Source organism: Facklamia sp. P12932, assembly GCF_050409545.1.
Taxonomy (GTDB): domain Bacteria; phylum Bacillota; class Bacilli; order Lactobacillales; family Aerococcaceae; genus Facklamia.
This window is the reverse complement of sequence record NZ_JBNUPG010000005.1, coordinates 63,793-84,140: the sequence shown is the minus strand read 5'-3', so window position 1 is coordinate 84,140 and position 20,348 is coordinate 63,793. Positions and strand designations below refer to the sequence as shown.

At 36.6% G+C, this 20,348-nt stretch carries 20 protein-coding genes; all 20 read left to right on the top strand.

Features of this window, described 5'->3' with window-relative positions; translation table 11 throughout:
* The first annotated feature begins 3 nt into the window (after positions 1-3).
* The gene (locus ACQV2P_RS03780) at positions 4-1,056 is read left to right on the top strand and encodes an NAD(P)H-dependent glycerol-3-phosphate dehydrogenase (protein WP_428875178.1); all 1,053 of its coding nucleotides are present in this window, start codon (positions 4-6) and stop codon (positions 1,054-1,056) included.
* Between the two features lies 1 nt (position 1,057).
* A complete protein-coding gene (gene trxB, locus ACQV2P_RS03775; protein ID WP_428875179.1) occupies positions 1,058-2,002 on the top strand; it encodes a thioredoxin-disulfide reductase in 945 nt (314 codons plus the stop codon).
* Positions 2,003-2,143: 141 nt separating this feature from the next.
* A complete protein-coding gene (locus ACQV2P_RS03770; protein ID WP_428873187.1) occupies positions 2,144-3,862 on the top strand; it encodes a phospho-sugar mutase in 1,719 nt (572 codons plus the stop codon).
* 142 nt (positions 3,863-4,004) lie between these two features.
* A complete protein-coding gene (gene rapZ, locus ACQV2P_RS03765) occupies positions 4,005-4,931 on the top strand; it encodes an RNase adapter RapZ (protein WP_428873188.1) in 927 nt (308 codons plus the stop codon).
* Positions 4,903-5,937 (top strand): gluconeogenesis factor YvcK family protein, encoded by a 1,035-nt coding sequence (locus ACQV2P_RS03760; protein WP_428873189.1) that lies wholly within the window; start codon positions 4,903-4,905, stop codon positions 5,935-5,937. Before rapZ ends, ACQV2P_RS03760 begins: the two co-directional genes overlap by 29 nt.
* Positions 5,938-5,969: 32 nt before the next feature.
* Positions 5,970-6,890 carry a DNA-binding protein WhiA gene (gene whiA / locus ACQV2P_RS03755; protein ID WP_428873190.1) on the top strand — a complete coding sequence of 307 codons (921 nt, stop codon included), beginning with the start codon at positions 5,970-5,972 and terminating at the stop codon, positions 6,888-6,890.
* A gap of 72 nt (positions 6,891-6,962) precedes the next feature.
* Positions 6,963-7,379: a single-stranded DNA-binding protein gene (locus tag ACQV2P_RS03750; protein ID WP_428894640.1), complete on the top strand. Its 417-nt coding sequence runs from the start codon at positions 6,963-6,965 to the stop codon at positions 7,377-7,379.
* 186 nt (positions 7,380-7,565) lie between these two features.
* On the top strand, positions 7,566-8,276 hold the full coding sequence (locus tag ACQV2P_RS03745; RefSeq protein ID WP_428873193.1) for a response regulator transcription factor: 711 nt from the start codon (positions 7,566-7,568) through the stop codon (positions 8,274-8,276).
* A 2-nt stretch (positions 8,277-8,278) separates the two neighbouring features.
* On the top strand, positions 8,279-9,691 hold the full coding sequence (locus tag ACQV2P_RS03740) for an ATP-binding protein (protein WP_428873194.1): 1,413 nt from the start codon (positions 8,279-8,281) through the stop codon (positions 9,689-9,691).
* Between the two features lie 61 nt (positions 9,692-9,752).
* The gene (locus tag ACQV2P_RS03735) at positions 9,753-10,841 is read left to right on the top strand and encodes a hypothetical protein (protein WP_428875181.1); all 1,089 of its coding nucleotides are present in this window, start codon (positions 9,753-9,755) and stop codon (positions 10,839-10,841) included.
* A gap of 128 nt (positions 10,842-10,969) precedes the next feature.
* Positions 10,970-11,656, top strand: a complete 687-nt coding sequence (locus ACQV2P_RS03730; RefSeq protein ID WP_428882181.1) for an NAD(P)H-dependent oxidoreductase — start codon at positions 10,970-10,972, stop codon at positions 11,654-11,656.
* A gap of 10 nt (positions 11,657-11,666) precedes the next feature.
* Positions 11,667-11,846: a hypothetical protein gene (locus ACQV2P_RS03725; protein ID WP_428875182.1), complete on the top strand. Its 180-nt coding sequence runs from the start codon at positions 11,667-11,669 to the stop codon at positions 11,844-11,846.
* Positions 11,847-11,911: 65 nt separating this feature from the next.
* On the top strand, positions 11,912-13,180 hold the full coding sequence (gene tyrS / locus ACQV2P_RS03720) for a tyrosine--tRNA ligase (RefSeq protein ID WP_428873200.1): 1,269 nt from the start codon (positions 11,912-11,914) through the stop codon (positions 13,178-13,180).
* A gap of 194 nt (positions 13,181-13,374) precedes the next feature.
* Positions 13,375-14,799, top strand: a complete 1,425-nt coding sequence (locus ACQV2P_RS03715; RefSeq protein WP_428894639.1) for an NlpC/P60 family protein — start codon at positions 13,375-13,377, stop codon at positions 14,797-14,799.
* Positions 14,800-14,918: 119 nt separating this feature from the next.
* Positions 14,919-16,955 (top strand): methionine--tRNA ligase, encoded by a 2,037-nt coding sequence (gene metG / locus ACQV2P_RS03710; protein WP_428882178.1) that lies wholly within the window; start codon positions 14,919-14,921, stop codon positions 16,953-16,955.
* A gap of 109 nt (positions 16,956-17,064) precedes the next feature.
* Positions 17,065-17,850: a TatD family hydrolase gene (locus tag ACQV2P_RS03705; RefSeq protein WP_428882176.1), complete on the top strand. Its 786-nt coding sequence runs from the start codon at positions 17,065-17,067 to the stop codon at positions 17,848-17,850.
* Complete coding sequence (gene rnmV, locus ACQV2P_RS03700; RefSeq protein ID WP_428873205.1) at positions 17,850-18,425, top strand: ribonuclease M5; 576 nt, start codon at positions 17,850-17,852, stop codon at positions 18,423-18,425. Before ACQV2P_RS03705 ends, rnmV begins: the two co-directional genes overlap by 1 nt.
* Before the next feature lie 49 nt (positions 18,426-18,474).
* Positions 18,475-19,302 (top strand): 16S rRNA (adenine(1518)-N(6)/adenine(1519)-N(6))-dimethyltransferase RsmA, encoded by an 828-nt coding sequence (rsmA, locus tag ACQV2P_RS03695; protein WP_428873343.1) that lies wholly within the window; start codon positions 18,475-18,477, stop codon positions 19,300-19,302.
* 100 nt (positions 19,303-19,402) lie between these two features.
* A complete protein-coding gene (locus ACQV2P_RS03690) occupies positions 19,403-19,630 on the top strand; it encodes a Veg family protein (protein WP_428873206.1) in 228 nt (75 codons plus the stop codon).
* 106 nt (positions 19,631-19,736) lie between these two features.
* Positions 19,737-20,303, top strand: coding sequence for an aminoacyl-tRNA hydrolase (gene pth / locus ACQV2P_RS03685; protein WP_428873208.1), 567 nt, complete (start codon positions 19,737-19,739; stop codon positions 20,301-20,303).
* Positions 20,304-20,348 lie beyond the last annotated feature (45 nt).

Here is a 20,348-nt window from a genome sequence, read left to right as displayed (position 1 = left end):
AAAATGAACATTACAATTCTAGGATCAGGTTCGTGGGGGTCTGCTCTAGCAAAAGTCTTATCAGACAATCAACATAGTGTTACTATTTGGAGCATTGATCCTCAGGTGGTTGATGAGATTAATCAACAACATACCAACTCGCATTTTCTTAAAGAATTTGAGCTGAATGAGACTGTTAAAGCAACGCTTGATTTAGCACAAGCCTTAAAGAAAGCAGAAGTCTTGCTTTTTGCAGTACCCACCCAAGCAATTCGTAAGGTTTCTAAAGAAGTAAATAAACTTTTAGTCAAAATGGAGCGACCTCCTTTAATTATTCATGTGTCTAAAGGACTTGAACAAAAAAGTCACTTGCGTATTTCTCAAGTGCTTCAAGAAGAGCTGACCACAGATCTTTACAGAGCTTTAGTCGTCTTATCCGGTCCTAGCCATGCGGAAGAGGTCGCACGCGAAGATCTTACATCCGTTACCGCGGCCAGTGAATCGCTAGAAGCTGCTGAAACTGTTCAAGAGCTCTTTATGAATAATTATTTCCGTGTATACACTAACACGGATGTGATAGGGGTTGAATTAGGCGCTGCCTTGAAAAACATTATTGCTTTAGGCGCAGGAATTCTTAATGGTTTAAACTACGGGGACAATGCTAAGGCCGGTTTAATTACACGGGGCTTGGCTGAAATATCGCGTTTGGGTATACGCTTAGGGGCAGACCCGCTAACTTTTCTTGGTTTAAGTGGAGTTGGAGACCTCATTGTAACTTGTACCAGCATTCATTCACGTAATTGGCAAGCTGGTAATTTGTTGGCTAAAGGCTTAACCGTTGAAGAAGTGACAGAAGAAGTCCAGATGGTGGTTGAGGGTATTTTTACTTGCCTGGCAGCTTATGAGTTGGCACAAGAATATCAAGTCGATATGCCAATTACTAATGGCCTCTATCAAGTTCTTTATCAAGGAGCGGATGTTAAAGAAGTGGTTAGTCAATTAATGAATCGCTCTGGCAAACAAGAAGCCTCTTTAGCCCAACACAATGAAGTGATCACCTCAGAGAAAGGAAGATAAGATGGAAGATACGATTGAAAAGACAATGATTAATGTCGATGTTGTGATAGTAGGCGCTGGCCCTGGAGGAATGACGGCAGCCCTATACGCTTCACGTGCCAATTTAAAAACAATTATTCTTGAGAAGGGTCTACCAGGAGGAGAAGTTAATAATACGGCTGATGTAGAGAACTATCCAGGTTTTTCTAAAATAGCCGGTCCAGAATTAGCTCATAAATTTTTTGAATCTGCTATGGAGTTTGGCGCGCAGCATTCAATGGAAACGGTGGTTGGAATTGAGTTACATGACCAAGTAAAACATGTCATTACCAGCAAGAACATCTATGTAGCACCTGTTGTCATTATTGCTACTGGATCTCAGCATAGAAAGTTAGATATTCCAGGGGAAAATCTTTTAAGTGGTAAAGGAGTTTCTTATTGTGCTGTTTGTGATGGCTTCTTTTTCCGTAACCGCCACTTAGTGGTTGTAGGAGGGGGAGATTCGGCTGTCGAAGAAGGAATTTACCTCACTCAGTTTGCTGATAAAGTAACCATTGTTCACCGTCGAGACAGTCTTAGAGCTCAACAGATATTACAAGAGCGTGCTTTCAAAAATGATAAAATTGACTTCATTTGGGATACGACTGTTGAAGAAGTTATAGGTGATCAATCCGTAGAAGGCGTGTTCTTACGAAATAGAAAAACCGGCGAACGCTACACATATCCTTGTGAGGGAGTCTTTATCTACATTGGCTTAGTGCCGAACTCTTCGTTGGTTAGCCATCTAGATATTACGGATGAAGAAGGATGGATTATCACCAACGAAAAAATGGAAACGCGGATTCCGGGCATTTTTGCTGTAGGAGATGTTCGCCAAACACATTTACGTCAAATTGCCACGTCTGTTGGCGACGGGAGTCATGCAGGCCATATGGCTTACCAATATATTCAAACCTTAGCAGACTAATTTTTATAATTAATCAGACTTAGCTATTTTTAAAGGTAAGTCTTTTTAAGAAATAACTAAAAACGTGGGAGATTAGTCAAATTTCTACTATTTTATCCCAATCATGATATAATAAATAACAATGAGAAAGGTGGCGAGAATATGCCTTGGCGTGAATTATATAAAAAATGGAAAAACAAAGAAAATCTTGACCAAGCGGTCAAGAAATCTCTAGAAGAACAAGCTGGCGATGAAACAAAAGATGCTTTTAATAATGTTTTAAGCTTTGGTACGGCAGGGATGCGCGGTATTATAGGAGCGGGCCCGAACCGAATGAATATTTATACAGTTAGACAAGCAACAGAAGGTTTAGCCATGTTAATCAATGAAGCAGGTCAAGAAGCAAAAGAGCGTGGTGTTGTTATTGCCTATGATTCGAGACACTATTCCCCCGAGTTTTCAATGGAAGCCGCTTTAGTCTTAGGTAAGCACGGAATTAAGGTTTATTTATATGAAAGCCTACGTCCAACACCTACCTTGTCCTTCGCTGTGCGTTATTTACATGCTTATGCGGGTATCATGGTAACGGCTAGTCACAATCCGGCAGAATATAATGGTTATAAGGTCTATGGTGAAGATGGCGGTCAAATGCCACCAGAAGATGCGGATAAGTTAACTCGGTTTGTACGGTCCATTGAAGATCCACTAGTCATTGAAGTAGGAAATAAGACGGAATTGTTAGGGTCAGGTAAAGTTGAAATTATTGGTGATCGTGTGGATCAAGCTTATCTAGCTGAGATTGCTAAAGTAACGATTGATTCTAATCTAATTGCTGAGATGGCAGAAGAAGTAAAAATTGTTTTTACTCCACTACACGGTACGGGAATGTATCTAGGGATGCAGGCTTTAGAACAAGCAGGGTTTTCTAACATCCATGTTGTTGAAGAGCAAGCAGAACCAGATGGAGGTTTTCCAACTCTTAAATCCCCTAATCCTGAATCGCCTGAATCATTTGACTTGGCTGAACAAATTGGGCGAAATATTGAAGCTGATATTCTTTTAGCAACAGATCCGGATGCTGATCGTTTAGGTGCGATGATTCGTACTCAAGAAGGAAATTATCAATTGCTATCAGGAAACCAAATCGCCTGCTTAATGTTGAACTATATGTTAAAAGCATACCAAGCCAAAGATCAATTACCTGAAAATGGTGTAATCATAAAATCGATTGTTTCAACAGATCTAGCAGAAGAAATTGCTAAAGCCTATAAGGTTGAGACGGTAGATGTTTTAACAGGTTTTAAATTTATTGCAGAAAAAATTAAACAGTACGAAGAATCAAAAGCGCACACCTTCATTATGGGCTTTGAGGAAAGTTTTGGCTATTTATTGAAGAGCTTTACACGTGATAAAGATGCTATTCAAGCCTTAGTAATGTTGGCTGAAATTACAGCCTTTTATAAAAAACAAAACAAAACCCTCGCACAAGCGCTAATGTCAATTTATGAAGAATATGGTTATTATAAAGAAAAAACTTTATCCATCTCTTTTACATCACTTGATGGAAAGCAAGAAATGGAAGCGTTAATGAATGAAACGCGGGCTAATCGCTTGACGGAGGTAGCTGGTATTCCTGTTGCCGAAGCCTACGATTATTTAAATAGTAATTTGATTTATGCAGATGGTAAACAATCCAGTCTTTCATATCCTAAATCCAATGTTTTAAAATATAAATTGAAAGACGGATCATGGATTGCCTTAAGACCAAGTGGCACAGAGCCAAAAATAAAATTATATATGGGCGCTAAAGCTAAAAGTGAACAGGCTGCAAATGACAAAATAGTGAGTTTAGAGGCCTTTTTGAATCAATTGATTAAGTAAGTTAAATCTCTGCTGAAATCTTTTTCTTTTTAAGAAAGTGGATTTCAGCAGCTTTTTTAGCTAAAAGATTCATAGATAGAGTAGAAATTAATTTGTGATATAATAGAGAGTAATAAATATTCACCAAGAAAAGAGGGAGACCATGTCAAATTTGGAATTAGTCATTATCACTGGGATGAGTGGTGCAGGCAAAACCGTTGCTGTTCAAAGTTTTGAAGACCTTGGATATTACTGCATCGATAATATGCCGCCAAGTCTTTTGCCAACCTTTTGGCAATTGATGCGAGAATCAGGTAAAATCACTAAAATCGCTATGGTAATTGATTTAAGAACACGGGAGTTTTTTGATGAGTTATCGGATATAATCGGTACGATGGATAATAATCAAGATGTTACTTCAAGAATTCTCTTTTTAGAAGCCAATGACCAAGAATTGGTTTCTCGTTATAAGGAGTCACGTAGACATCATCCATTATCACAAGCAAATGAAGTCTCAACATTGAGTGCGATTGCTAAAGAAAAAGAGTTATTACGCGATTTAAGAACGCGTGCTCAAATGATTGTAGACACTTCTGAAATGAAACCCAGACAACTAAGAGCTTATATTATGGAACATTTTGCTGAAAAGGAGCAAGTTACCTTTAGAATAGATGTAGTCTCTTTTGGTTTTAAGTATGGTCTTCCAATAGATGCAGATGTTGTCATGGATGTGCGTTTTTTACCTAACCCTTATTACATTCAAGATTTAAGAGGATTAACTGGAGTGGATAATGCGGTTTATGATTATGTTATGAGTCAACCGGAAAGTCAAATTTTTTATAATAAGCTAATCGACTTATTAAATTATTGTGTTCCTGGCTATAAACGCGAAGGCAAAAGTAGGGCTGTGATAGCGATTGGTTGTACAGGGGGGCAACACCGTTCAGTGGCCCTAGCTGAAAGAATTGGCGAACATTTTACTCGCATGAATTATTGTACAAATGTTAATCACCGTGATATGGCAAAAAACCAAAACCAAGTATTAAAGAAGGTTGCTAGAAATGAATCAGATGCGTCAAGCTCGTTATAAAGTTGCGGTAATCGGTGGGGGAACCGGCTTGCCTGTAATTTTAAGAGGACTAAAGAAATTAGATGCCAACATTACAGCAATCGTTACTGTTGCCGACGACGGAGGGTCATCTGGCGTTATTCGTGATTATATTAACGTTGTTCCACCGGGAGATATCCGTAACTGTATGTCAGCTCTTTCCGAAGCAGACCCAGTCTTACTTGAACTCTTTCAATATCGCTTTAACACGGATGATGATTTTTTAGCAGGCCATGCCATTGGAAATCTTTTGATTGCCGCTTTAAAGGAAATGAAAGGCTCACTGTCGGAAGCCATTGATATCTTATCGCAATTTATGAATATTAATGGTCAAATCCTACCAGCAGCTCCTGAACCATTAATTTTGCAAGCTTTATTTGAAGACGGAACGATTGCTGTTGGCGAGTCGAAAATAGCCCACCATCGTAAACGCATTCAAGAAGTTAATGTAATGACTATTGAAGGAAAACCTGCCGTTAAGGCTTCTTCAAGGGTTGTGGAAGCAATCATGGAAGCAGACTTAATTGTATTAGGTCCAGGCAGTTTGTATACTTCTATTTTGCCCAATTTAATGATTGATGAGATTGGACAAGCGATATCAAAAACCAATGCTCAGGTAGTTTATATTTGTAATATTATGACTCAATTAGGAGAAACAGAAAACTTTACGGATGCAGATCATATTGAAGTATTACATAATCATTTGGGAGTTCGATTTGTCGATACCGTTTTGGTTAATACTACAGAAGTTCCCAAAGAATATATTATCAATCAACCAAACAAAGAGTATCTGCTTCAAGTAAAACACGATTTCAATGGTTTGCGTCGTTTAGGATGTCGGGTTATATCTAGTGAGTTTTTAAGTATGAAAGAAGGCGGCGCTTATCATGATACGGATAAGGTTGTTGAAGAATTAGGGCACTTATTGAATAGTGTGCGTTTGCTTGATAAAAATAGTTCTGATTCAAATAAGCACTCAGTTTTATAAATGGACTAAATGTTGGTTAAGGAGAGAGTAGGATGACATTTGCAGCAGAAGTAAAAAAAGAATGTACATTATTAGAAGTTCACAAAGAGCATGCCAAAGCAGAATTAGCGGCATTGATCCGCATGAATGGTGCGGTTTCTATTTATCAACAAAAGCTAATTTTAAATGTACAAAGTGAAAATGCTGCAATCGCAAGAAGGTTATATACCTTACTCAAGGACTACTTTGATGCTGAAAGCGAACTGATTGTTCGGCGCAAAATGAAATTAAAAAAGAACAATGTCTATATTGTGCGCTGTCGTTATCATGTACAAGAAATTTTAGAAGATTTAGAAATTTTTGATCAATTAAGCCTCATCTCAAGAGTGGCTCCCGAAATAATGCAAAACGACCCAAAGAAGCGCTCTTATTTGCGAGGAGCCTTTTTAGCGGGAGGCTCGGTGAATAATCCGGAGTCAAACTCTTATCATTTAGAAATATACTCGAGTTATGAGGATCATAATGAAGATCTTTGTAAAATGATGAATGATTTTCATTTAAATGCAAAAACAATTGCTCGTAGAAACGGATATATCACCTACTTAAAAGAGGCAGAGAAAATCGCTGACTTTTTAGTAATTATTGGAGCCAATCGAGCAGTCTTAAAATTTGAAGATGTGCGGATTGTTAGGGATATGAGGAATTCAGTTAATCGCTTAGTTAATTGTGAAAACGCTAATCTTAATAAAGTAATTGATGCTTCGCAAAAACAAATTGCAGCTATTAAACGGATTGAAGCCAAAAAAGGATTGTCCTCTTTACCGGAAAAATTAGAAGAAATGGCACGTTTTCGTATTGAAAATCCAGATATGAGCTTAAGAGAGTTGGGAGAGCAAATTCCTAACGGACCTATTTCGAAATCGGGAGTTAATCATCGGTTGAGAAAAATTGTTGAATTGGCCGAAAAAATCTAAATAATATATTTGCTTAGCACTTTTAAACTTCTTTTTTGGTATTTAATATTAACACCATTAAGGAGGAATTATATGAATCAAGTAACTTTTGTTGGTAGATTATGTCGAGACATACAGTTAAAAGAGGTTGGCGATTCAGCGGCTGTTACTAATAATGTCATTGCAATCAAACGTCCTTTTCGCGATCGTAATGGTGAATCAGTGACTGACTTTATTCCTTTCGTCGCTTGGAACGGTTTGGCAAAATTGATTCACAAGTATGCATGCAAGGGGCAACGCATTGCTTTATCAGGAATGATGCAAAGTCGCAGTTATCTCAACGCTGAAAAAGAAGAAATTTATGTTATTGAATGTAATGCCAGCGAAATTACTCTCTTGGACAAGCCGAAATCTAAGGCGGTTTCTAATCAAGAGATGGAGATGAAGGCGAAAGATATGCAGGTGTCCCAAGAAACGATTCAGCAAGTGTTAAATGATATTTCAAATTGATTAGCTGTTTTAAAAAAAGTTGCCGAGCAAATACTTGCTCGGTTTTTTGTTTTTATAAAATAATAAGCCCAAAAACTATAATTGTTATATACTACCTTGGACTGAGTGGAGAAGACCTAGTGTCTCTTATAATAAGATTTGTGTATAATAGAAAAAACAGTAGGTTCTTAAAAAGGGGGAAGCCAAATGAAAATATTAATGATTGAGGATAATGAATCCGTTTGTGAAATGATGGGGATGTTCTTTGAAAAAGAAAATTTTGAAGCAAGCTTTCATGGTGATGGAAAAGAAGGATTTGAAGCCTATCGGACGCAACCTAACATTTGGGACATTGTTATTCTGGATTTAAATCTACCTTCTATGGATGGAATGACCATTTGTCGCAAAATTAGACAGATTTCTAAAGAGACGCCTATTATTATGCTAACTGCTCAAGATTCTGAAAGCGACCAAGTGATTGGTTTAGAAATGGGCGCGGATGATTATGTAACCAAACCCTTCAGTCCCTTGACGTTATTAGCGAGGATGAAAGCTCTGCATCGAAGAGCTCAAGTAGTTTCAGCTGATGCAGCTGTTAAAGAAGAAAATGAGTTTGATATTGAAACAAAAACTGTCAAAATCAATACTTCTACACGTGAAGCTTACTATCACGATAAAAAAATAGAGAGTTTAACACCTAAGGAATTTGATTTATTTGTAATGTTTGCTCAGCATCCTAAGCGAGTGTTTACCAGAGAGCAATTACTCAAGAGTATTTGGGAAGATCCCTTTTTTGGTGATGAAAGAACAGTAGATGCACACATAAAAAAATTAAGACAAAAAATAGAGCGTTATGGTTCCCAGTTGATTCAAACAGTTTGGGGAGTTGGTTATAAATTTGAAGAACTAGGTGATTAATTATGAAGTTCTTATGGCAGCAAATAATTGTTTTCTTAATAGTATTATTGACTGCCCTAACGGTTTCTGCATACCGTATTTCCGATTATATGGAAAAGAAGATCTATGAGGATCGTGAATTGCAGCTCTTGCGTTATGGTGAAAATATAGTTGATAATTATTTTTCGAGAGAAGATTTGGTTCGTGCATCCCAGTTACTGTCAAGTGAAAAAATAATTATCCAAGTGAATTTGTCCGATGGACGAATAATTTATCCTACTTATGATCAGCGCTTTGGTTCGAAGTTGAGTAAAGAAGATCTGGAACAGATTGCTAAGGGTGGAAATGTTGGTTTACGCTACTCACAAAGATACGTAGACCCAGACACGCAGTTACAAATGGCAACGGTCTACATTCCTTTGAAAGAAAATCAAGTAGCAGGTTTTCCTCCGGGTTTTATTAGTTTAGGGGCACCACTAGAAGATTTAGAAGAAAAAGTGACGGCCATGCAAGAAAAAGTATTATTTGCTTATTTATTAGCAGGTATTGCAGGCTTAGGGATGAGTGTTCTCTTTTCAATCTATCAGACTAATAAGTTAAAACAGCTGCGAAAAGCCAGTCAAGAAATTGCCTCTGGAAATTATGAAATTAAGGTGAATACCAAAGGTCAGGATGAATTTGCTGATTTATCTAAAGATTTTCAAAAGATGGCAGATTCTCTTGTTCAATATGAGTCGGAAGTTGAAAGACAAGAGACATTAAGGAAACAATTCATGATGGATGTAGCTCACGAAATGCGAACCCCTCTAACAACCATGAGTGGATTATTAGAAGGTTTACGTTACGATATGATTCCTGAAAATCAAGTGGATCGCAGTTTGGAACTCATCCACTCTGAAACGCAGCGCTTGACACGTTTAGTTAATGAAAATTTAGATTATGAACGAATACGTAACAAACAAATCAGCCTAAATAAAGTTTCTATCAATACCGAAGTTTTATTTGAAAATATAAAAACCCAATTACAAGTAAAAGCTAAAGAAAAGAATGATCAATTAGTTAGTCAAATTGCACCAGATTTCACTTTATGGGCAGACTATGATCGTATTACTCAAGTTTTGATTAATTTAGTAACCAATGCCATTCAATTTTCGCAAGATAGTGAGATTGTTTTAGAAGCTAAAATGGTAGACGCAGGTTCTCAAATAAAAGTGATCGATCATGGTATTGGGATTGACACCGATCAGATTCGTTCCATATGGGAAAGGTTTTATAAAGTTGATGTTTCAAGAAAAAACACAAAGTTTGGGGAATCTGGCATCGGTTTGGCTGTTGTCAAATCCTTGGTTGAAGCTCATAATGGGAAAATAGAAGTTGAGAGCGAACTCAATAAAGGGTCAGTTTTTATAATAACGTTGCCACGTCAAAACAAATAAGCTATAATGTACCCTTGTTAATGATAACTAACAAAACTGACATGATAAGGAGGACTATCGAGTGGGGAAAACTTTAAAAGGCATAATATCTATTGCTCTTATTTTAGGTTTAGTAGGAGTCATTACTTTGAACGCTTACGTAAATTCAAATTCAAAAGCTAATCTTGTTCAAAAGCCTAACCAAGAATTCACCAACATTTTGGACGATATTCAATCTCAAATTGATGAGCTATATTATGATGAAAACCAAGATTTCTTAAAAGAATCATTCCAAGTGGAAATGATAGACCCAATTAAAAAGAATATTAATAAGTTGAATGAATCAACGACTGTTAAGAATCAATATCTTGATCAGTTGAAAGAAATTGAAAAACGTTTCCAAGCACAAAATGAGGTCAATGACTTCTTTGCAGGAACCAAAGATGCTATCCGTGGAAATGAAGTGAATGAAGATTTAATGATCCGCGAAGGGCTCACTAAAGAAAAAGTGCTCAAGGTAAAAGAAGAATATTACTATGAAGAAATTGGAATTGATGAGCAGACTTCGGATTCAAATCAAGAAGTAGAATTAGATGCTTTTCAAAAGGCGATTAATCTTCTGATTGATCAAGTGGAAGAAAGTGTTGTTGAAGGTGATGAACTTTTAGAACTTTTCAAAGATGTAGAAAAAATTGATATCGTTGATGGTAATATTGGTAAAATAGCACAAGCTATGCGCAAATTCGATCAGCGATTATTAGAAGTCAAAGATTCACTTCCTTCTCTGTATAAAACAATGAATAAAAAAGCGGATACTTATACCCATAAAGTGATTAAAGAAGTGGCAAAAATAGCTAAAGATGTGCCACAATACTATCAACTCTTAGTTAGCTCTTTGGAACCATCTGAGCGTTTAAGTCAAGCTCTTGAAGATAATAAGGAACTTTTCGAAGGATCAGAGGAAACAACGGTTGAAGTAGTTGAAACAACTCAAAAGATAGCTGAAACTGTTGAGACTTCTAACGATTATTATTACGAGGAACCAGAAAACTCATGGACTAATCCAGAGCCAACACCTCCAAGTACAACTGTTCGACCAGGAACATCTGAACCAGTTGAATCGACACAAGTAATCGAGACATCTGAAGTTAATGACGATAATTATTACTAATATGCCTTTGATTTTTAATTAAGAAAAGCACTTCACCTTCAATTCATGCCTTTTATTAAAAGGTTATTTATTGGAAGTTGGAGTGCTTTTGTTAAAATAATTGGATATAAGAAATAAGGAGGAAAGATATGGATGTTTTATGCTTTATCGCCCATGATCAGCTAGCAAATTCTTCTAGCCAGCAATTTTTATTAGCTAGTGGCCAAGCGCTCACCCAAACAGACTACGTTGATTTAACGGCTGAGTGGCAAGACAAAGGTTTTTTTGATTCCAAACAAGAGCTTTTAAGAATGGCTGATTATGAGCGTATTTTATTTCAATTTCCTCTGTATTGGTATCAAGCACCGGCTATCTTAAAGGTTTGGATGGACCAAGTGTTTAATGATCAATTAAACTTTAAACAGACAATGAAAATTTTACAAGATAAAGAATTTGGAATTGTATTAACGGTAGGTTCTAGACTCGAAAGTTTTCAACCAGGTGAACGAACGGGAGTTAGTTTAGCGGACTTAATGTCACCTTATTATGCTTGGGCAAACGATTTTGCTATGAAGTATCGTCCACCTTTTATTATTTCACAATTTCATTATTTAACAGAAGAAGAAAAATATCATTTAATGATTGATTACGTGACTTATTTAAAAACAGGTCGACTTTATTTACTAGAAGATAAGGTGAATGTTTTGTTAGAAGAACTTGATCGACTAAAATTAAATTTAGACCCGCTTGATCAGCATATATATGACCAATTTATTCAGAAATTAATTGACCAAGCAGACGAGCTAAAAGAATTAGAACTTTTTGATGAGGAGTAGTAAAGATAATATGCAAAAAGCAAAGATGTTCCAAGTTCCTATTGAAAAATGGGTAGAAAGTTGCAAAGATTATCCAAGTCGTGCTGTTTTAAAGGTAGCTTTAGCTGTTTTGAAAGAGCAAGAGAAGAGAATTGAACAAAATAGAGACCAATTAGATGCTAATGCATGGAGTCCCAAAGCTTGGTCTTAGATAGGCTTGCAAGATAGTAGAATAGACTTTATACTAAAACGAAAGAACGAGTGGGAGTGAATGTGATGTCAATAATTGAAGATTTAAAGTGGCGAGGCGCTATCAATCAACAAACAGATGCAGAGGGTTTAGAGAAGCTATTATCTAAAAAAACGATTGCCTTATACTGCGGAGTAGATCCAACGGGGGATTCTATGCATATTGGGCATTTAATTCCTTTTATGGTTTTAAAGCGGTTTCAATTAGCCGGTCACCAACCGATTGTCTTGATTGGAGGGGCAACAGGATCGATTGGCGATCCTTCAGGTCGAACCAGTGAAAGAAGCTTACAAACAATGGAAGTAGTCCAAAAAAATGCTCAGAAGCTGACACAACAAATGGAAAAACTGTTCTTAAAAGGGGATTCGGCTGATAATACTTTCAAAATAATGAATAATTATGATTGGTTAAGTAAACTCTCTTTATTAGAATTTCTGAGAGATTATGGTAAACACTTTAATGTTAATACGATGTTGGCTAAGGATGTTGTAGCCAGTCGACTTGAGAATGGAATTTCATTTACTGAATTTTCCTACCAAATTCTTCAATCCGTTGATTTTCATTACCTCTTCCAAACACAAAATGTTCAATTACAAGTCGGTGGTGGTGACCAGTGGGGAAATATTACAGCAGGTTTAGATTTTATCCGTCGTATGGAAGGAACAGAAGCAGAGGCCTATGGTTTAACTATTCCTTTAATGCTTAAGTCAGACGGTACTAAATTTGGCAAATCAGCAGGAGGAGAAACTGTTTGGTTAGATCCAGAAAAGACGACTCCTTATGAATTTTATCAATTCTGGCTTAATCAAGCAGATGATGATGTTGTTAAATATTTAAAATATTTCACTTTCCTCGAGCAATCAGAAATTGAAGCTTTAGAAAAAGAAGTGGCTGAACAACCGCATTTAAGAAAGGGACAACGTCGTTTAGCTGAGGAAATCACACGGTTTGTGCATGGTCAAGAAGCATTAGAAGAAGCCGAAAAAATTACTCACGCTCTGTTTACCGGTAATGTGGGTAATCTAACTACTCAACAAATTGAAGCAGGATTTAAAAATATGCCGCATGCACTAGCGAATAAAGAAGCAATGAATATTGTAATCTGGCTAGTGGAGACAGGGATCGTTCAGTCCAGAAGACAAGCCAGAGAATTTGTTAGCAACGGTGCTATATTAATTAATGGCACAAAAGTAACTGATTTGGATTATGAAATCAGTCAAAAAGATGCCATTGGAGACCTTTATATTATTGTCAGACGCGGGAAAAAACACTATACACTGGTCACTTTAAAATAGCGGTTGGTTCAAAACATCCTTAGAAAATTTCTAAGGATGTTTTTATCTGTTCAAATGTTTCAATAAGGTTACAAGTCTTATACGATTCAACGAAAACGCCCTTTTTTGATGTTTAATGTGTTAATATCATTCTTGTTAAGAGAAAAGTATCAATAGATATATTTAAATAAAAGTTCAAAGAGGAGCTAATAAGAATGAAAATCAAATTTTCTAAGAAGCTATTAACGACATTATTAACTTCATCAATTATACTTTCATCAGTTGGTAGTTTACCAATCTATGCTCAAGATATTGAGGGTGTTAATGCAAACATTGATTATCAAGTAAATAATTTAAATGCTGAACAAACTCAGCTATATGCTCAGTTAGTAAATTCATACAATCAAATTGAAACAATTAAAGAAGAGGCTGAGCAACTTCAAAATTCGATTTCAGACGATAACCAAACAATTGAATTATTAAACCAAGAAATTGAAGAACTACAAGAAATGATTGACAAGCGTCAAGAGTTAATTGCTGAACAAGCGGTTGCTATTCAAGAAAAAGGTGGAACTACCAACTACCTAAATATTTTAGCATCTTCAGAATCACTTTCTGATTTCGTTGGACGAATGGATGTAATTATCAAGCTGGTTTCTTCTAATAAGGATTTATTAAATAGTCAAAAAGAAGACATGGCAAGTGTTGAAGCTAAAAAAGTAGCGACTGAAAAAGCTAAAGCAACAAAAGTTGATAAAATGATCAGCTTAGAAGCATTAAAAGGTGATTTAGAAGTTGAAACAGCTTCAGCAGAATTAGCTTACGCAGAATTAACTAGACAAGCAGAATTAGCTGAAGAAAACCGTCTAGCTCTAGAAGCAGAAGCAGCGGCCTTTGAAGCGGTAACTCAAGTAGCAATTATTGAGAACACACAAGCAGTTGAAGAAGCAGTTGTTGAATCTAGTGAAGATGTTGTAACTTCAGAAGTAGCACCATTAGAAACAATTGAAACATCTCAAGAGACTACACAAACAGCAGAAGTTTCATATGAAGTAGTTGCTTCACTAGAGACAATTGAAAGTGAAGAAGCAGTTGTTACAACTCAAGCAGTAGAAACAAGTTTAGAGCCTATTGAGACAACACAAGCTATCGAAACCACTGTTGCGCCAGTTGAAACAACACAAGTTGTTGAAACGAGTCTTGAGCCATTAGAAACAACAGCGGTTGAAGTGATTGCAACCACTGCAGAAGTAATTGAAGAAGTCCAAGCGCCAGACTTGTCTTATAATACTGGATCATTAATCGGAAATGCTGAAAAATATATTGGTATCCCTTATGTATGGGGAGGTAAATCTCCAGCAGGATTTGACTGTTCAGGGTTTGTTCAATATGTTTTCAAAGAGACCTATGGTATGGAAATTGGTGGATGGACTGGTGCTCAAGAAAATGCGGGCACTAGAATTTCAATAGACCAAGCACAAGCAGGTGACTTATACTTCTGGGGTAGTCCTGGAGGAACTTACCACGTTGCTTTAGCAACTGGTGGAGGAAATTATATTCATGCTTCTCAACCAGGCACACCTTTAGGTTACTCAAACATTTCAACATTTACCCCATCGTTTGCGGTAAGAGTCTTATAAAAATTAATGAGAGTCAGGAAACTGACTCTTTTTTTATACAATCATTTAATTAAGCAAAAGACTGCTTCTAATCTATGATATAATATGAGAGATAATTTATTTGAAAGGGGCACTCATCCGTGACCGAACAAAAAACTTTTTATATTTCAACACCGATTTATTATCCCAGTGGTAAATTGCATATAGGAAATGCTTATTCCACTCTAGCTGCTGATACCATGTCACGCTATAAGCGTTTAATGGGTTACGATGTTTTCTTTGTAACTGGAACTGATGAACATGGTCAAAAGATTGAACAAAAAGCTGAGGAATTAAATTTAGAGCCCAAAGCATATGTTGATGAAATGGCTGAAGAAATTCAAAAGCTTTGGCAAAAACTAGAAATAACTAATGATCATTTTATTCGTACTACTGACGACTATCATGTTCAAGCGGTTCAAAAGATTTTTGACCAATTATTAGAACAAGGCGATATTTATTTGGGTGAATATTCAGGTTGGTATTCAGTCAGTGATGAGGAGTATTTTACCGAAACGCAGCTAGCGGAAGTCTTTAAAGATGAAAAGGGTAATGTCGTGGGAGGAATTGCTCCTTCCGGCCATGAAGTAGAGCTAGTAAAAGAAGAATCTTATTTCTTTAAATTAGCCAAATATACGGATCGGTTAATTGAATATTACGAATCCGATGATCAAGTGATTTTACCTGAATTTCGAAAAAATGAAATGATTAATAACTTTATCAAACCTGGTTTAGAAGACTTAGCAGTATCAAGGACCTCCTTCAGTTGGGGAATCCCAGTGAAGACAAATCCTAAACATGTTGTTTATGTATGGATTGATGCACTATCTAATTATATCACCTCTTTAGGTTATGGTAGCGATAATGATGAAGCTTTTAAAAAGTTTTGGCCTGCGGATATTCACGTCTTAGGCAAAGATATTTCGCGCTTCCATATGATTTATTGGCCCGCCTTATTAATGGCTTTAGATCTTCCTTTACCGAAACGTATTTATGCCCATGGTTGGATTGTTATGAAAGATGGCAAGATGTCTAAATCCAAAGGGAATGTGATTTACCCAGAGACTTTGATTGAACGATATGGTCTTGATGCGACTCGTTACTATCTTTTAAGAGGGATGAGTTTGGGGAGTGATTCTGTATTTACACCAGAAGACTTCGTTAAAAGCATCAATACTGAATTAGCCAATGACTTAGGAAACTTGCTCAACCGTACTGTTGCGATGATTAATAAATACTTCCAAGGTGCCGTACCTAACAAGCAAGTTTTGCAGTCACAAAATGATTTGGATAAAGAGTTCACTAATTATTTAACAGATCATTTAGAAGCATACCATGAAAAAATGGAATTAATGGCTTTTGATAAAGCGATTGACGCCTTAATGGCGATTGTTTCTAGATCTAACAAGTATATTGATCAAACTGAACCTTGGAATTTAGCAAAAGACTCACAATTAACAGATCGTTTAGCCATTGTAATGTTCCATTTGGCAGAAAGCTTACGCATCATCGGTCATTTATTAAGACCTTTTATGACACAGGCTCCATTGGAAATCTTCAAACAATTGGGTGTTGAGGAAGAAATAAACGCTAATTTAAGCGATCTAGTTTTTGGTCAATTTGCAGAAAATGCGCAGGTAATTAAAAAAGGTGTTCCTATCTTTCCTCGTTTGGAAGTGGAAGAAGAGATTACTTATTTACAAGAAGCCATGTCTCTTGAAAGTCAAAAGGATATTTCTTCAGCTAATTTAACAGTATCTGATCCTGACTGGGACCCGGAAGCAATTCAGTTAAGCTATGCTGAAACGGCAGAAGTAGCATTTGATGATTTTATTCAAACTGAAATTAAAGTAGCAGAAGTTATTGATGTCGACGAAGTAGAAGGCTCCAATAAGTTGTTACGCTTTAGACTGGATGCAGGTGACCAAGGTCATCGTCAAATCTTATCGGGTATTAAAAAATACTATCCGGATTTCAAAGAGTTAATTGGCAGAAAAGTCTTGGTTGTGGCAAATCTTAAACCGAGAAAGATGATGGGTCATATTAGTCAAGGTATGATTTTATCTGCTGAAAGTGGCAAAGATTTACATTTAGTTTTTGCCCCAGATCAAGCCAAAAATGGTTCACTGATTGGGTAAAAAGAATAAAAAGGACAAGTATTCGCACTTGTCCTTTTTATGTTTAATGAGCCTATCTGTTTGAAAAGAACGAGTTATGTTAAAATAACAAAAGATTGGAGAGGAAAAAATGAAATTATTTGATACACACACTCATCTAAATGTCTCCCAATTTCATGGGAAAGAAGAAGAATATTTACAAAGAGCTAAAGAAGCAGGCGTCGGTTTTTTAGCAGTTGTTGGTTTTGATCGTCCTACCATCGAGCGCAGTCTAACGCTTAGCCAAGAGCATAAGCATTTGATTAGTGTGGTAGGTTGTCATCCCACCGAAACCATTTATTATGATCAAGCTTTTGAAGACGATTTACATAAGTGGTTAGAATTAGATCGTGTCAAAATGTTAGGTGAAATAGGTTTGGATTATCATTGGGATACCTCTCCCAAAGATATTCAAGCTAAAGTCTTTAGAAGGCAAATAGCCATTGCCAAGGAACATAATCTACCAATTACTATTCATAATCGCGAAGCAACCAAAGATTGCTACCGAATTCTTAAGGAAGAAGGGCTTCCAGCAGCTGGGGGAATTATGCACTCTTTTGGAGAAGGACCTGAGGAGGCGAAGCGCTTTTTAGATTTAGGTATGCACTTATCTTTTAGTGGGGTGGTCACTTTTAAAAAGACGGAAGATGTCCGTCAAGCTGCGGCCATTACACCACTAGATAAACTATTGATCGAAACAGATGCTCCTTACTTAGCCCCTGATCCAATGAGAGGAAAGCAAAATGAACCAGCTTTCGTTAAGTATGTAGCGGAAAAGTTGGCTGAAGTTAGAAACCTTTCCGTCGAAGAAGTTGCCCGGATAACAAGTGAAAACGCCTTTAAGCTATTTAATTGGCAACCAGAAGAGGAAGCTTAATGAAAGAAATAGAAGTGCCCACCGAAGTGGTGGTAGTAGAAGGTCGATCTGATACCCAACGTCTTAATCAGATTTTTGGCCCAAGTATTAAAGTGATTGAAACCAATGGGTCGGCCATTGATCAAGAAATCCTCAGCCGAATTGAAGAAGCTAATAAGCAATTTGGCGTAATAGTCTTTACTGATCCTGATTATCCTGGCGAGCGCATTCGCAGAATTATTCGTACTCAAATTCCAAGCGTTAAAGAAGCTTTTTTAAGTCAAGAAGCTGCAAATTCACATCGTAAAAAAGATTCTTTGGGAATTGAACATGCCAGTGCAGCCGATATTCAAGCAGCCTTAAGTAAAGTAACAAAGATGTCGCCTCAAAAAGAATTAAAACCGATACCCATGGCAGAACTGGTGGCTATGGGTCTAGCTGGAACAGAGCAAGCCAATGTTTTAAGGCAGACAGTAGCTAATCATTTTAATTTAGGACACGTTAACGCTAAGCAGTTACAAAAGCAATTGGCTAAGTACCAAGTAAGTCGTCAAGAGATACTAGCTTATTTAAAAAGGAGGGAAGAAAGTGAATAAAGATATTGATCATAAACTAATAGCAACACCCAGTCGTACAAGTTCGATTATGAAGCAGTATGATATAAAAATGAAGAAAAGTTTAGGGCAAAACTTTTTAGTAGAGCCTCAAATTCTACAAAGGTTAGTAGAAGTAGCAGAGATTGATTCAGAAACAACCGTTATCGAAATAGGTCCAGGAATAGGTGCTCTGACAGAGTTTTTGGCCTTATCTGCTAAGAAAGTGTTGGCATTTGAAATAGATCAACGTTTTGTAAATATTCTTCAAGATACCCTATCTCCCTATGAAAACGTTGAAGTTATTCATCGAGACATTTTAAAAGTTGATTTTAGTCAATCAGATTATGCTTACTTACACCAAAGTAAACGCTTAGTGGTGGTCGCTAATTTACCTTATTATATTACGACGCCTATCATTATGCATTTACTAGCTAGCCAGTTGTCCTTTGATTCTTTAGTCATGATGATGCAAAAGGAAGTAGCTGAGCGCATGACTGCGCAAGTAGGAACCAAAGCTTATAATTCACTAACAGTGGCTATTCAGCTTCAAATGAAAGCGGAATTAGCATTTATTGTCCCTCCCACTGTTTTTATGCCCAGACCCAATGTCGATTCTGCTGTGTTAAAATTAACGAGCTTAGAAAATCCATCTCACAACTTTAAAAACAGTAGGTCATTTCAACAGTTTGTTCAAGCTTGCTTTAAACAACGTAGAAAAACCTTGTGGAATAATTTAAAAGTTTATTATCCCAATCAAGAAGCAACTTACTTAGAAAGTTGCTTTGCTAAGGCGGATATTTTACCTAGCCGTCGCGCTGAAACATTAAATTTGGATGAGTTTATTAAGCTTTTTAACATTTTAAGTGAAAGAAATTAATAGAATAATTGTTAGACGATAATACATTGCAAGTTATTCTTACTTATGTTATATTGTAAAATTTAAGAATTTGTGATATAATATGGTATGAGGTGATAAGATGCCAAAAGACCTGATTGAAATCAAGTCAATGCTTGATGGAAGAGTTGGAGAAGAGATTGTTGTAACTGTTCAAATGGGGCGTAAGAAGAAACGAGAGCGTCGTGGAACACTTGCTGAAACTTATCGGTCAATTTTTATTGTTGACTTAGATGAGGAAGACAATGTGGATCGTGTATCATTTTCTTATCGAGACATATTAACTAATGCGGTTGAAATCGAATTTTAAACTTTCAAGTTTTAAAGAGGCTTACTTGTTATTGAGTAAGGCTCTTTCTTATTTTGTGATGCAAGCTATGGTATAATTAATTGTATATCTTATGGAGGTGTCGCTCTTGAAAATGATTGTTGGTCTCGGTAACCCAGGTGAACGTTATGCCAATACGCGACATAACGCTGGCTTTGAAGCAATCGATCGTTTAGTAGATAAAGAAGGCTTAAACTTTACTGATCAAAAATTTGATGCAGATTTTACCATTTGGCGGAATCAATCAGATAAGATTTTATTAGTTAAACCCTTTACCTATATGAATAATTCGGGACAAGCTGTTTTACCCTTAATGTCTTATTATGGTATTGCGGTAGAGGATTTAATAGTAGTCTATGACGATTTAGATCTCGAACCAGGGCGTATTCGCCTTCGTGAAAAAGGTTCTGCCGGTGGGCATAATGGCATGAAATCGATTATTCATATGCTTGGAACGAATGACTTTAAGCGTATAAGAGTTGGGATTGGCCGTCCACAAGCAGGTTGGAAGGTCATTGATCATGTTTTAGCTCCTTTTGATAAGGACAGCTTACCACTTGTTACTCAAGCAATTGATCATGCAGCGAATGCTTTAACAGACTGGGTTGGTGGAAAACCTTACAGTGAAGTAATGAATTTTTATAATAGAAAATAATCATGGAGTAAGGATATCCCTGCTTCATGTTTTTGTGTTGGATGT